The 14,146-nt window shown below is 65.6% G+C and carries 14 protein-coding genes; all 14 read right to left on the bottom strand.

What is annotated here, in order from left to right; all coding sequences use genetic code 11:
• Window positions 1-47: 47 nt before the first annotated feature.
• A complete protein-coding gene (locus tag NLN62_RS38535) occupies window positions 48-1,199 on the bottom strand; it encodes an RIP metalloprotease (RefSeq protein ID WP_254112197.1) in 1,152 nt (383 codons plus the stop codon).
• Window positions 1,200-1,244: 45 nt separating this feature from the next.
• A complete protein-coding gene (gene dxr, locus NLN62_RS38530; protein ID WP_027523858.1) occupies window positions 1,245-2,468 on the bottom strand; it encodes a 1-deoxy-D-xylulose-5-phosphate reductoisomerase in 1,224 nt (407 codons plus the stop codon).
• Window positions 2,469-2,472: 4 nt separating this feature from the next.
• Window positions 2,473-3,315, bottom strand: coding sequence for a phosphatidate cytidylyltransferase (locus NLN62_RS38525; RefSeq protein WP_254112196.1), 843 nt, complete (start codon window positions 3,313-3,315; stop codon window positions 2,473-2,475).
• On the bottom strand, window positions 3,312-4,070 hold the full coding sequence (locus NLN62_RS38520) for an isoprenyl transferase (protein WP_027523856.1): 759 nt from the start codon (window positions 4,068-4,070) through the stop codon (window positions 3,312-3,314). Before NLN62_RS38520 ends, NLN62_RS38525 begins: the two co-directional genes overlap by 4 nt.
• A gap of 10 nt (window positions 4,071-4,080) precedes the next feature.
• Entirely contained in the window at window positions 4,081-4,644 is a 564-nt protein-coding gene (frr, locus tag NLN62_RS38515; RefSeq protein WP_254112195.1) for a ribosome recycling factor, read from the bottom strand.
• Between the two features lie 65 nt (window positions 4,645-4,709).
• Window positions 4,710-5,426 carry a UMP kinase gene (gene pyrH, locus NLN62_RS38510; RefSeq protein ID WP_027523854.1) on the bottom strand — a complete coding sequence of 239 codons (717 nt, stop codon included), beginning with the start codon at window positions 5,424-5,426 and terminating at the stop codon, window positions 4,710-4,712.
• Between the two features lie 61 nt (window positions 5,427-5,487).
• Window positions 5,488-6,411, bottom strand: a complete 924-nt coding sequence (gene tsf, locus NLN62_RS38505) for a translation elongation factor Ts (RefSeq protein ID WP_027523853.1) — start codon at window positions 6,409-6,411, stop codon at window positions 5,488-5,490.
• 126 nt (window positions 6,412-6,537) lie between these two features.
• Window positions 6,538-7,527 carry a 30S ribosomal protein S2 gene (locus NLN62_RS38500; protein ID WP_027523852.1) on the bottom strand — a complete coding sequence of 330 codons (990 nt, stop codon included), beginning with the start codon at window positions 7,525-7,527 and terminating at the stop codon, window positions 6,538-6,540.
• A gap of 237 nt (window positions 7,528-7,764) precedes the next feature.
• Window positions 7,765-10,110, bottom strand: coding sequence for a caspase family protein (locus NLN62_RS38495; RefSeq protein WP_027523851.1), 2,346 nt, complete (start codon window positions 10,108-10,110; stop codon window positions 7,765-7,767).
• A 178-nt stretch (window positions 10,111-10,288) separates the two neighbouring features.
• Window positions 10,289-11,224 (bottom strand): FHA domain-containing protein, encoded by a 936-nt coding sequence (locus NLN62_RS38490; RefSeq protein ID WP_027523850.1) that lies wholly within the window; start codon window positions 11,222-11,224, stop codon window positions 10,289-10,291.
• Window positions 11,221-12,285: a trypsin-like peptidase domain-containing protein gene (locus NLN62_RS38485; RefSeq protein ID WP_371933144.1), complete on the bottom strand. Its 1,065-nt coding sequence runs from the start codon at window positions 12,283-12,285 to the stop codon at window positions 11,221-11,223. Before NLN62_RS38485 ends, NLN62_RS38490 begins: the two co-directional genes overlap by 4 nt.
• Window positions 12,286-12,291: 6 nt before the next feature.
• The gene (locus tag NLN62_RS53725) at window positions 12,292-12,546 is read right to left on the bottom strand and encodes a hypothetical protein (RefSeq protein ID WP_371933069.1); all 255 of its coding nucleotides are present in this window, start codon (window positions 12,544-12,546) and stop codon (window positions 12,292-12,294) included.
• A gap of 150 nt (window positions 12,547-12,696) precedes the next feature.
• A complete protein-coding gene (locus NLN62_RS38480) occupies window positions 12,697-13,437 on the bottom strand; it encodes a carbonic anhydrase (protein WP_254112194.1) in 741 nt (246 codons plus the stop codon).
• 100 nt (window positions 13,438-13,537) lie between these two features.
• A complete protein-coding gene (locus tag NLN62_RS38475; RefSeq protein ID WP_027523847.1) occupies window positions 13,538-14,062 on the bottom strand; it encodes a hypothetical protein in 525 nt (174 codons plus the stop codon).
• Window positions 14,063-14,146: the final 84 nt, after the last annotated feature.

Genomic DNA, 14,146 nt, shown 5'->3' with positions numbered 1-14,146 from the left:
TTCAGTCCAGGACGTTGCCTAAGAGCAACGTCACAAAAAAGCCCGCTTCACGATGCCGCCAGATGAAGGATGTCGTTGTAGGTGGCGAACACCATCAACATCAGTACCAAGCCGAGCCCGATTCGGAACCCCATCTCCTGCGCGCGCTCCGACAAAGGCCGGCCCCGTACCGCCTCCACCGCATAGAACAAAAGGTGCCCGCCATCGAGCAGCGGAACGGGAAACAGGTTCAATAGCCCGATCGAGATCGACAGCACTGCGGCCAGATGCACCAGCGCCGCGAGCCCGATCGTCGCGACCTGCCCGGAGATCTGGGCGATTCGCAGGGGACCGCCGACCTGATCGGCGGCCTCGCGGCCCGCAAAGACCCCGCCGATATAGGCCAGCGTCCGGTCGATCACGAACCAGGTTTCCTTCACGCCCAGCCACAGCGCGGTGGCCGGATCGACCCGCTCGGTGACGGTGTCACCAGCGGCTGTCTGCCGGGTGATTCCGAGCACGCCGAGCCGGTGTACGTTGCCGAACGGATCCTTCACCTCGCGCAGTTCCGGCGTCCCGGCCAGATCGACCTGGGAATCGCCCCGCTTCACGGTGAAGGTCAGCTTGTCGCCGGCATGCGTGCCGACGATTCGCTGCATGTCGGAGAAGCTTCCGATCTTGGTTCCGTCGATGGCGGTCACGACGTCGCCGACCTGGAAGCCGGCCGTAGCCGCCGCACTGCCGGCCTCGATCTTGTCGACTCGCGCCGTGGTCGATGGCTTGCCGAAAAAGGTGAAAAGGCAGGTGAAGATCACGATCGCGAGCAGAAAGTTCGCGATCGGTCCGGCCGCGACGATCGCTGCCCTGGGACCGACCTTCTTGTGATGGAAGCTGCCGGCGCGTTCCTCCGCCGACATCGCAGCCAGCGTCTCGGCCGACGGCGTCGAAGCCTCGGTGTCGTCGCCGAAAAATTTGACATAGCCGCCGAGCGGGATCGCCGAGATTTTCCATCGCGTGCCATGGCGGTCGTTGAATCCGACGAGTTCGGGGCCGAAGCCGAGCGAGAAGGTCAACACTTTCACGCCGGCCCAGCGCGCGACCAGGAAATGGCCGAGCTCATGGAAGAAAACGACGATGGTCAGGACGAATAAAAAGGGGATCGCGTAACCGATGAGCCCATGGCTCAACGTATTGAAGCTATGGAGGAAAAACTCAGTCATTGATTCCTCTTAACCCGGGGCCTCGCGGCCCCGGTTCCGAACCTACTAGGATGCCTTTAAGGCAATTTGAGGCAATAGGGTGGCTGCTTTATTTCGCGCACTATGGTCAACGGCGATGGCATCATCCGCCGAGGACAAGGGCGCCAGATTGCCACCCTTGATCCAGTCTTCGAGCGTTGCTTCGACCAGCCGCGCAATGGCGCCGAATCTGATCTTGCCGGCGGTGAAGGCCGCCACCGCGACCTCGTTCGCAGCATTATATACCGTAGTCGCGCCGCGTCCGGTCCTTAACGAATCGTAAGCAAGCCGCAGTCCCGGGAAGCGTTCGAAGTCCGGCGCCTCGAACGTCAACTGCCCGATCTTGGCGAGGTCGAGCTTGGCGGCCGGTCCCTTGATGCGGTCGGGCCAGCCGAGGCAGTGCGCGATCGGGGTGCGCATGTCGGGCGCGCCGAGCTGGGCAACGACCGAGCAGTCGGAGAATTCGACCATGCCGTGGATGATCGACTGCGGATGCACCAGCACGTCGATCTCGTCCGGCTTCAAGGCGAACAGATAGGACGCCTCGATCACCTCGAGGCCCTTGTTCATCATCGAGGCTGAATCGATCGTGATCTTCTGGCCCATGCTCCAGTTCGGATGCTTGAGCGCCTGGGCCAGCGTCGCCTGCTCGATGTCCGTGCTCTTCCAGGTGCGGAACGGGCCGCCCGAGGCGGTAATGATGACGCGCACGAGTTCGTCACGATTGCCCGAGCTCAGCGCCTGGAACAGCGCGTTGTGCTCGGAATCGGCGGGCAGAATGCACGCACCCGCCTTGGCGGCGCGCTGCATGAAGAAATCGCCGGCGCAGACGAGGCATTCCTTGTTGGCGAGCGCAACATGGGCGCCGCGATCGACCGCGGCGAGCGCGGGCTTCAGTCCGGCCGCACCGCTCACCGCCGCCATCACCCAGTCGGCCGGCCGCGCGCCAGCCTCGATGACCGCGCTCTCGCCGGCGCCGCATTCGGTCTTGGTGCCGGCGAGCGCGTCCTTGAGCTCGGCAAGCTTTGAGGTGTCCGCGATGGCGACGAAGCGCGCGGAAAACTCTTTCGCAAGCTTTGCAAGCGCGCCGACATTGCCATTGGCGGTCAGCGCCTCGACGCGATAGCGCTCGGGCGAAGCGCGAAGCAAATCCATCGTGCTGTCGCCAATCGAGCCGGTGGCACCGAGGACGGTGACGCTGCGCACCGCGGAGGCCGCGGGCTTGTTGTTACGCAAAGGGACTGGGCTCATTGTTTCACCAAACCATAAGACCGCTTCCCGCGCTATGCACACCATGGCGCAGGTAGCCGAAAATCCAGGCCACCAGAATGGCCGCGATGAAGCCGTCCAGGCGGTCCATCAGCCCCCCATGGCCGGGGATTAAGTGACTGGAATCCTTGACGCCGAACCGGCGTTTGACCGCGGATTCGAAGAGATCGCCGGCTTGCGAGACCACCGACAAGATCGCGCCGAGGGCCAGCAGCGGAACCGCCTTGCCGAACCCGGAGGCGGCAAAACCGCCTGCGACCGCCAGGCTCGCGACGAAGCCGCCGAGCGCGCCGGCCCAGGTCTTTTTGGGGCTCACGCGCGGCCACAATTTTGGACCGCCGATGCTCCGGCCCGCAAAATAGCCACCGATGTCGGTCGCCCACACCACCAGCAACACGAACATCAGAGCGACGAATCCGTTGACCGGATCCTGCCGCACCAGGATCGAGGCGAGCAGCGCAGCCACCGCATAGGCGAAGCCGGTCGCCGCCCAGATGAACTTGTCTTTCGCCAGCAACATGATCACGACGCCGCCGACGACGCCAATCACGACCGCCGCCTTGAGCGCCCCGAAGGCGACACAGAACCCCATGATGGCGAGAACGATCGTCCCGCACGCCGTCAGGACAACCCGCCCTGCCCCGACCACCGTCAGCCATTCCACGAACAACCCGATCGAGGTGAGCGTAACCAGGAACGCCCAGATCCAGCCGCCGGCATAGGCGAGCGCGATCGCCAGCGGCGCCAGCACGAGGGCCGCGAGGACACGCATCATCAGGTTGCTTGAAGCCGGCGTTGAGCCCGCCGGCGCGGCGTCGTTTTCGGTCACGAGGCGGTTTTCGCGACCAGGCCGCCGAAACGGCGCTCGCGCCTGGCAAATTCGGCAATCGCGCCTTCCAGCGCAGCCTTGTCGAAATCCGGCCAATGAATCGGCACGAACACCAGCTCGCTATAGGCGGCCTGCCACATCAGGAAATTGGACAGGCGCTGCTCGCCAGAGGTGCGAATGATGAGATCGGGATCGGGAATCTCGGGCGCGTCGAGATATTGCCCGAGCGTTTCGGCATCGATCGAGGCCGGATCGCGCCTGCCCTCGGCAGCTTCGCGCGCGAGCTTTTGCGCGGCTTTCGCGATCTCCTGCCGTGAGCCGTAGTTGAAGGCGACGACGAGCGTGAGACGCGTGTTGTTGCGCGTCAGCTCCTCGGCCTCGTTCAAAAGGGCGCAGATGTCGCCTTCAAGTCCCTCGCGCTCGCCGATGATGCGCACCTTGACGCCATCGCGGTGCAGGCTCGCGAGGTCGTTGCGGATGAAGCGGCGCAACAGGCCAAAGAGATCGCCGATCTCGCTTGCCGGACGCGACCAGTTCTCGGAGCTGAAGGAGAAGATGGTGAGGTAGCGGATGCCTAGCTCATGCGAGGCACGGACGACGCGGCGCAACGCTTCGACGCCGCGGCGGTGGCCCTCGGCGCGCGGCAGGCCACGCGCAGCCGCCCAGCGCCCGTTGCCATCCATGATGATGGCGACATGCGCGGGCGCCTCGGACCTTTCCGGTCCTTCCGTGACGGGCGCGGCGGCGTTGGACATGAAGGCTTCTCTAGACCGTCAGAATCTCTTTTTCCTTGGCCGCCAGCAGTTGGTCGATCTCGGTGATCGTGCCATCGGTCGCTTTCTGCACCTCGTCGGCGTGACGCTTCTGGTCGTCCTCCGACATCTCGTGATTCTTCTCGAGCTTCTTGAGCACGTCGAGACAGTCGCGACGGACATGGCGCGCGGCGACTTTGGCCGCTTCGGCGTATTTGTGCGCGACCTTGACCAGCTCCTTGCGGCGCTCCTCGTTGAGCTCGGGGATGCGCAGGCGCAGCACCTGGCCCTCGGTGGCGGGCGACAGGCCGAGGTTGGAATCGACGATCGCCTTCTCTACCGCCTTGACCATGCTCTTGTCCCAGACCTGCACCGAGATCAGGCGCGGCTCCGGCACGCTGACAGTGGCGAGCTGGTTGAGGGGCATGTGACTGCCATAGGCATCGACCTGGACCGGATCGAGCATCGAGGCGGAGGCGCGCCCGGTGCGCAGGCCCCCGAGCTCGTGCTTGAGCGACTGGACGGCGCCCTGCATACGGCGCTTCAATTCGTTGAGGTCGAAATTACCCGTGGTCATCACGCTTCTCCTTCAAAAACCTGGCGCCGCGCCCCGCATCCTCACCGAGGACGCCCGCTAGGCCGTCAGCCAGCGACGATCGTCCCGCGGCCGACGCCACGCAGAATCGCGCCGATTGAACCGGGCTCCGCGATCGAGAATACGATGATAGGCAGCGACGTCTCGCGGGCAAGCGCGAAGGCGGTCGCATCCATCACCTTATAGTCGCCCTCGATCGCCTGCTTGTGCGTCAGCCGGTCGAAGCGCTTGGCGGCCGGATCCTTCTTGGGATCGGCCGAATAGACGCCGTCGACATTGGTCGCCTTGAGGACGGCCTCGGCGCCGATCTCGGCGGCGCGCAGCACCGCCGTGGTGTCGGTCGTGAAGAACGGATTGCCGGTTCCGCCGCCGAGCAGCACGATTCGGCCCTCGGCGAGGTATTTGTGCGCCGCAGCGCGGGTGAACAGCTCGGAAATCTCGGGCATGACGAAAGCCGACAGAGTGCGCGCCGGCGCGCCCTTGCGTTCGATCGCCGCTTCCACCGCGAGGCAGTTCATCACGGTGGCGAGCATGCCCATGGTGTCGCCTGTCGGGCGCGACACGCCGCGGGAGGACACCTCGACGCCGCGAACGATATTGCCGCCGCCGATCACCACCGCGACCTCGGCACCGAGATGGCGGGCGGCGATCAGATCGTCGGCAACCCGGTCAACCGTCGGCTGGTCGATCCCAAATCCCTGCGGTCCCGCGAGATATTCGCCGGACAGCTTGATCACCACGCGACGGTAGACCGGATCAGTCATGAGCACTTTCCTTCTCCGGGCGCCGCTTCCGGCGGCACGCCGGAAGGAAACGTCCCGGCGCTTACTTCTTGCCGCTGGCGGCCGCGACTTCCGCCGCGAAGTCGCTTTCCTGCTTCTCGATTCCCTCACCGAGAGCATAGCGCACAAAGCCGGCGATCTTCACGGGGCCCCCGACCTTGCCCTCAGCTTCCTTCACCGCCTGCGCCACCGACTTGCCGGTGTCGTGGATGAAGGCCTGCTCGAGCAGGCAGACTTCCTTGTAGTAGGTCTTCAGGCCGGACTCGACGATCTTCTCGATCACGTTCTCCGGCTTGCCCTGCTGGCGGTACTTGTCGGCGAGCACGTCCTTCTCGCGCTTCACGATCGCCGGATCGAGACCGGCCGGTTCGAGCGCGAGCGGATTGGCGGCCGCGACATGCATGGCGAGCTGGCGGCCGAGCACAGCGAGTTCGTCGGCCTTGCCGGACGATTCGAGGGCGACGAGAACACCCATCTTGCCGGCCCCATCGATGACGGCGCCATGGACGTAGCTCGACACCACGCCCTGCTTCACTTCGAGCGCAGCGGCGCGGCGCAGCGTCATGTTCTCGCCGATGGTGGCGATCGCATCATTGATCGCAGCCTCGACCGTGACGTCGCCGACCTTGGTGGCCTTGATCTTCTCGACATCGGCGCCGGCGTCGAATGCGACCTGGGCGATCATCTTGACAAGGCCCTGGAACTGGCCGTTGCGCGCGACAAAGTCGGTCTCGGAGTTGACCTCGACCACGACACCCTTGGTGCCCTTGGTGAGCGCGCCGATCAGGCCCTCGGCCGCGACGCGGCCAGACTTCTTCGCGGCCTTCGACAGGCCCTTCTTGCGGAGCCAATCCTGCGCCGCTTCCATGTTGCCGTCGTTTTCGGTGAGCGCGACCTTGCAGTCCATCATGCCTGCGCCGGTCGACTCGCGCAGATCCTTGACCATCGCAGCTGTGATCGTAGCCATCGTTGAAAATCCTTCTTGCCTGCCGGTTGACCCGCGGCGCGGCGCTGTCTCGCCTCACCGCGGTCCATCACAGGACGTCGCGTCAACTGAAATGGCGGCCGGAGCGATCCGGCCACCTCTCGACTGTTATTCCGCTTCCGCGGTGAGCGCCTTGGCCTTGGCCACCCAGGCATCCGCACGGCTGGGCAGGCCGACCTCTTCGCCGATCTTGTGCGCGGTGGCGTGATCGAGTTCGGCGAGCTGCCAGTAATGGAAGATGCCGAGGTCGTTGAACTTCTTCTCGATCGCACCCGACACGCCCGGGAGCTTTTTGAGGTCGTCGGCGGTGCCGCGCGGACCGGCAAGGCCCTGGAAACCGCTGGTCGACGGAAGCTCTTCAGCAGCCGGCTTCACCGAAGCGCCGATATCGATGCCCGCATCGCCCTGGGCGCGCGAGATGCCATCGATCGCCGCACGCGCGATCAGGTCGCAATACAGCGAGATCGCACGGCCCGCGTCGTCATTGCCCGGCACCACATAGGTGATGCCCTTGGGGTCCGAATTGGTGTCGACGATCGCCGCGACCGGGATGTTGAGCCGCTGGGCTTCCTGGATCGCGATGTCTTCCTTGTTGGTGTCGATCACGAAGATCATGTCGGGCAGGCCGCCCATGTCCTTGATGCCACCGAGCGAGCGGTCGAGCTTGTCGCGCTCGCGCTGGAGCGTCAGGCGCTCTTTCTTGGTGTAGGAGTTGGCCTCGCCACCGGACAGCACCTCGTCGAGATGACGCAGGCGCTTGATCGACGCCGAGATCGTCTTCCAGTTGGTAAGCGTGCCGCCGAGCCAGCGCGAATTGACGAAGTACTGCGCGCAGCGCTTGGCAGCATCGGCAACGCCGTCCTGCGCCTGACGCTTGGTGCCGACGAACAGGATGCGGCCGCCCTTCGCAACGGTGTCGCTGACGGCCTGGAGGGCCTGGTGCAGCATCGGCACGGTCTGCGCGAGGTCGACGATGTGGATGTTGTTGCGGGTCCCGAAAATGAACGGCGCCATTTTCGGATTCCAGCGGTGGGACTGGTGACCAAAGTGCACGCCAGCTTCGAGCAGCTGACGCATGGTGAAGTCGGGTAGCGCCATAGTGATAATTCTCCGGTTGGTTCCTCCGGAAACGTGTGAGCAAAACGGAGCGTTCTCGCCCCGGTTGCCACCGGACGGCCTTTTGAGCCATGTTTCCGTGTGAGATGGCGCGCTATATAGCGCGATTTCCGCCAGAAGCAAGGAAATAAGGGCCATGGAGGGGCGTTTTGGCGCCCTGCCCCAAGCCCTTTTTCAAGCCCTTTTTCAGGCCCTTTTTCCGTCGTTTCACGCCCCTCCCTAGCACCTTGGCTGGTTCGGGGGGCATTTCTTCGCGGCGGCCGGTGCCGGGCGCGGTGGCGGCGGTGCGGCTGGACGTGGGGGCGGCGCGACCGCCACTCGCGGTGGCGGGGGTGGGGCCGGCCTCGCGGCTGGCGGCGGCGGTGCCGGCCGGGCCGCAGCAACGGGCGGAGGCGCGGCGTGCGGCGGCGGCGAGGCCACCCGCGGCGGCGGTGCCGAGGGCACCGGTTTCGCAATGGCTTGCGGGCGCGGCGGCGGAGCGGCCGGCTTGGCCGCCTGCGGCAGCGGGGCGATCTGATTCTGAGGCTTCAACGGCTCACGGCCCGTGGGCTGCACCGCAGTGATGGCAGGCTTGCCGCCTGTCCCCGCCCCGGCTGGCGGCGTGGTGCCCTGCTCGCGGATGGCCGACTTCGCGCGGCTATCCGGAGCCGTCCCTGCCGGCGTTCCGGCGATCGGCGGCTTTTGGCCCGGCGCCGTGGCCGCATTTCCGGCAGGCGTGGTGGTGAGCGGAGCCGTTGCAGTCGCGGCATTTGGATGGCCTGCTTGCGTGCCATTGGCCGGCGCCGTCGCAGTTGGCGCGAGCCTGCCATTCGGGGTCTGGGCAGCCGAGGGTGCCGGCGGCGTCCCATGGGTGCCGGGGACGGGCAGCGTATTGGCCTCGGGCAGCCTGCTCGGCGGCGCGGCGGCAGTCGGCGCCACATTCGCGGGCGTCGCGGCCGGTATCCCCGGCCTCGCCGTCGGCGTGATGGTGGCGCTCTGCGGCATCGGCAGCTTGCCCTGCTGGATCAAGGCGGCGCGCTGCGCAACGGCCTGCGGCACGGCAGGTGCCGCCGGCGTGGCGCGGCCGGCGACGGCCGGCGCGAGGCTGCCGGGCGCAAGGCCCGCCGCGGCCGCGGACGGCCGGTTGATGACGGTGTTGATCACCGTGGTGTTGTGGATGTTCTGGTAGATGATGTTGTTCGGCGGCGGCGCGACATAGATCGGCGGCCTGACGAACACCGGGATCGGCACGAACACCGGCTGCGGCAGCACGAACAGTCCGACCACGGGCAGCGGCGGCGGCAGCACGATGAAATCCGGCGGCGGTGGCGGGCAGAAATAGATCGGCGGCGGCGGCGGCGGCACGAAGCCGAACACGGGATCACTGAACAGCAGGACCGGCCGGTCGACATAGACGATCTCTTCCGGCGGCGGCGGCGGCACGTCGTAATCCATCATGGCAAAGCTCGGCGGCGGCTCGAGCGGCGCGGTCAGGATCGCAAGCCTGCGCCGTGCGTCGCCAGCATGCGGCCCGCGCGGATAGCGGCGCAGATAGGACCAGTATGCGTCCGGCGTGTCGGCGCGATAGGTCCGCCGCCAGGTGATCGCCTCGCGGCGCGCCGCGACGATCGCCATTACGCGCTTGGACATAGGATCGCCGGGATAGGCGGCGAGGAATTCCTCATAGGCCGGCAGCGTGTCGCGCTCGAGCGCGGCCGCATAGGCGTCCTGCACGCCGAGATCGCGGATCGGCTTGTTGCGGATCGCAGCGACCTGGTCGGGCGCGGCCTGCGGCGGCGGCGCGTCGGGTCCACGCTCGAAGAACGAGAACTGCGCGCTGATCTTCTGGTCGTCCCAGGGCACTTGCGCGCCCTTGCTGGCGTCGTTGACGCGCAGGCGCACGCGGTCGAAGACCTCCGGCAGCGACAGGCCCCCGGTGCGGATCATCTCGGCGAGCGACTGGGCGTAGATGCCGTAGGGCCCCGGCTCCTCCGGCGCCACGGTGCCGGGCGCGGCGTTGTAGGCGATCAGCATGTTCGCGTCGGGCTCGACCAGCGCGAGCCCGCTTGCGATCGGCTGGCCGCCCTCGATAAAGGGCTGCGCCCGGGCGGCATCGAGCACGACGATGTTCGCCTTCAGCGGCAGCGCCGCGAGCTGGCGGGCGTAGTCGCTGATGCGCAGCGCCTCGGTCGGAACGTCGGTATCGCGCGTGATGTTGGAATCGACCGGGATGAAGTAGTTCTCCCCGGCGAGCTGCACGCCATAGCCGGCGAGATAGATCATCGCGACGGTGCCGGGTCCCGATGTCTGGGCCTTCTGAAGAAAATCGCGAAAGCTCTTGCGCAGCGTGTCGCCGTCGAGGTCGCGGGCGCCGACGACGTCGAAGCCGGCGGCCTGGAGCGTCTGCGCGATCAGGCCGGCATCATTGGCCGTCGTTGCCAGCGGCGACTTCGCATAGGCTCCGTCGCCGACGACGAGCGCGATGCGCTTCTCCTGCTGCTGGGCACAGGCAGGGAATGTCCCGGCCGCGACGAGCAACAGGATCGGCAGCAGGAATGAGATGAACGTTCTTGGTGTCCCACGCATGGCTTGCTAGCCCCGCTGTTGTTGTTGAGCGCGCTTGCGCGCAATTGGGCGCGCGGCTGGCTGAACGGCGCTTGAACGAAAGCGCTTGGATTGAGGCGACGGAATGGCACCAGCGGTCAGGCTCACGTAAGGTACGCGGACGCGCAGGACGAAAGCTCGAGAGGGGCCTCCGGCCGGCCTAGCTGCGATCACCGTCGAGACGCCCCTTCAGATCGCCGATAGCCCCGAAAAACGTGCTCTGATCCTTCAAGGGAACCGCGCGCAACATCGGCGGCATCAGCCAGTGCACGGTTCTCTGCCGTCCGGAATCGGAGAAAGCCTCGGACTGTTGCAATGCCTGGAGCGCAATTCCGACTACCACCACGGCGGTCATGGCCGCACCTTTCAGCCACAGCCGGGTTCGACCGATCTCGCGCAGATGGAAGAAGCAGATGGCTGCAAAGATCAGCCAGATGACCGCATATTCGTAGTTGACGCCGCTCGACGAGGTCCAGGCGAACGCGAGGTACTGGACTAACTCGTGGTAAAGCGTGAAGACGGCGGTGCCGATGAGCGCGATCAGCAGGTTGCGCAGAAAGTGCGATCGCCCCGCAAAGATCCGGCACAGCAGCGCCCATATCCCGACCCAGACAAGAAGACTCGTAATCAGCATCAGCAGCGGCGAGAGATAGGTCGACGCGCGCGGCTCGCCGGTCTGGGTCAGCCAGATCTTGAGCGCATCGATCGCCGGAAGCGACAGGCCGAGAACGACGGCGAGGACGATCGGCAGGACGTGCCGCTCCGGCGATGCCAGCCGCTCGCGCTCGACCGCGTGATTGACGTCGCGAATCCGCAGGTACGTCTGCCCGATGCGGATCGGCTGCTTGCCGTCCACGATGAAGCCCGACAGCCTGGTCCTGTTGCCGTCGATGAACGTACCATTGGCGCTGCCGACGTCCTCGGCGACCAGATGGCCATCGTCATGCCGAAACACCCGCAGATGCTGCGCTGCGACGTAGGGATCATCGACCACGACATCATTGTCATAGCCCCGCCCGATGCGCACCTCCGCAGCGGTGATCCGGAAGCGTGCGGCGACCTCGCGCTGCCGCGACAATATCTCGATCCAGATCATTTGCCGACCTGCACAGCTTCGAGGAAACGCTTGCCGAGCGCGACGGCATCGTCATAACCGACGGCCTGCATGTTCAGCCGCGACACCAGCGCTTCGAGCGCCTGGTCCTGCGTCACCACGATCAGCGACACGTCGTAAAGCCCTTCGAACTGCCTGTAGGCCTGCGCGCACCACACGACCCGCAGCGGCGGATGCTGCGGCTGCGGCGGGACCTGGAGAAAGTCCTCATGGCAGCGTTGCGGCGTGTACCACTTCTTGAACGGACCGCCGACGCTGAGCCGCGGCTGGCTCAGTTGCGTGAGATAGGTCGCAAACTGGAATTGATTGAGATCGATTGTCCTGGCGAAGGAATGATTGATGTTGATCGCGCCGATATTGAGATCCGACGCGACGAATACGCTGGTGTCGCTGCCGCATTCGGTCGAATTGACGCTGGCGCGCGGCTTCGGCGTGGCGCCGGCATTTGTACTGGCCCAGCAGTTGAACCAGAGCACCTGGGTCGCGGGCGCACGGTATGGACCGAGCGCATCCGACCTGAAACCCGCCGCACTCAGCGATTTGTAGAGTTCCGAGCGCCAGGCAACCAGTTGCCGCCCGACATCGCCCTTGATGTCCGCAGGCTTCTCGTCGCCGCCGGCCTGCAAAAGGGCCGCCGCAAACCGCGCCGGCACCAGGAAGCTCACGAGCTGACCTCCCCTGCGGGTTGCGACGTTAATGCCGATGACGTCGCCGTCCGCTGTGACCGCCGGACCGCCGCTCATGCCGGGATTGAGCGCGCCCGAGAAATGGATGCGTTCGGTGTAGCTGTGATCGGCAAGCCCGTTATAGGTGCCTTCGATGATGGTGAAGCCGAGGTCGAGCGGATTGCCCATCGAATAGAGCCGTTCGCCCTTGGCCAGCCTGCCCTCGATCGCGGCCCGGTCGAACCTGAAGAACGGAGCGTCCTTCTTGTCGACGCGGACCAGCGCGAGGTCATTCGGCAGATCGACCCGCAACAAGGTGACGTCGCCCTGGCTGCCGTCGGCGGCGGTGTACTCGAGCCGATAGGTCGCAGGCTCCAGTGCCGCCTACGAGACCACGTGATAGTTGGTGATCGCCAATCCGTCGGCGGAGACCAGAAAGCCCGATCCGTTGGAGGTCTGGCGCCCGGCATCGGCGACCAATGTGCGGATCTGCAAGAGCCGCGGCGGCGCGGAAGCATAGATGCGCTCGGCCACCGCCGACTCGCCCTGTGCCGCCCACACCGTGCCCGATGCGGACGCGGCGATCGCGAGTGATAATCCGATCGCGCGCGACAGCGCGCCGACAAAATAGCTACGCAAGTCCCCCAGCCCCCGACATTCGTCGGCACCTCGTGGCGGCCTCAAGCGCCGCACATGCCCTGATGCTGCATAGCGAAAGCACGGAGGGGTTGCAACATCGTCCGGCTGCTTCCGGCCTCCACCCGAAAGCTCCGGACGCGACGCAGGCAATCAGCTCTGCCCGAGCAAATCGACGGTGCCCGTGGTCAGCCGGTAGATGCCGCCGACGACCTTGAGCTTGCCCTGCTCGGTCGCCGCATTAAGGATCGGCGCCGCAGACTTCAGCTTGGCGACGTTGTCGATCACGTTTTGCCGGATCGCCTTGTCGAGGACGTCACTGCCCTCTTGCATCGCCGCCTTGGCGGCCGGTGCGATCGCCTCGACCAGCGAGGGAATGTGTCCCGGCGGCGGCTTGTTGTCCTTGAGCGCTTTCAGCGTCGCATCGACGGCGCCGCAACTGTCGTGGCCCAGTACCAGGATCAGCGGCGTGTTGAGCACGGCGACCGCATATTCCATGCTCGCAATCGTCTCGTTGCCGGCGAAATTGCCGGCAACGCGGCAGACGAAGAGATCGCCGCGGCCGGTGTCGAAGGCGTATTCCGGCGCGATGCGCGAGTCCGCGCAGCTCAGGATCGCCGCATATGGATTCTGTCCCGCAGCAAGAGCTCCTCGCTCGTGCTTGAAGTCATGGCGCCGCGTCACACCGTCGACATAGCGCGCATTGCCGTCCATCAGCCGCTTCAGCGCAGCATCGGGAGACACCACGTTCTGCGGCTTGGGCGGCGTTTTCGTCTCTTTGGCGAACGCTGTGCCGGTGAAGGCTAGCCCCAGCGTGGAGGCGGCAAAAATCATCGCGGATCGCCGTGACGGCACGACGTGATCGAAGCGATTGTTGGAGCACTGGTCGCACATGGTTCGTTCCCTGCCTCAGCCAGTCTGGCGGATCAGCGCAGACGCGCTGTTTTACACGCCGGCTGCGACAGCGTCACGAAACATGAAGCCGTGGCGCGCCCTACTCAGCCAGCTTCAGCTCCGCGATCGTCGTCCTCGCAGCGGTCTCATCCAGAGGCAGGAAATCCACCGGCCCCTGGTTCTTGTAGCCGGCAGTCATCGCGAGGGTGAGGCCATAGCCGAGCAGTCCCGTGCTCGCGTTGGCGATCACCGCATTCTTGCGCTCGCTCACGCGCGCGACAAAAAACAGGGTCTGGCCCGATTGCGCGGCGAAATCGACGTGCGTGACGCCGGGGAAGCCCGCCTCCTCCGCGACGAACTGATGCGGGCCGGCCGGACGATCGGCATAGACATAGGTCCCGGTCTTCAGCCCTGTGAGTGGCTTGCCATCCAGGGTAAATCCCCAGCCTGCATCGGCGAGGCCGCCATAGCCTTTTTCGCGCAGAACGACGATGCGCGCCTGGCCGGCCTTTGGCGGCCCGACCTTCCGCAACGTCTCCGAATAATCCACCCCGCTCCTCGCGGCCGTCTCGCAGCCGCACAGCAACGCCGCGGCCACGAGCAGCACCAGCCCACGCAGTAACATTACGCCCCCAAAATCATCCCCGGGGCATGCTTGCCAGAAACACCGCATGGTTGCAACTGGACGGGCACAACACCTGTGCAGAGC

The sequence above is a fragment of the Bradyrhizobium sp. CCGUVB23 genome (genome assembly GCF_024199885.1).
In the GTDB taxonomy this organism is placed as follows: Bacteria; Pseudomonadota; Alphaproteobacteria; order Rhizobiales; family Xanthobacteraceae; genus Bradyrhizobium.
The sequence above is the reverse complement of the archived record's forward strand: the minus strand, read 5'-3'. Positions and strand labels throughout refer to the sequence as shown.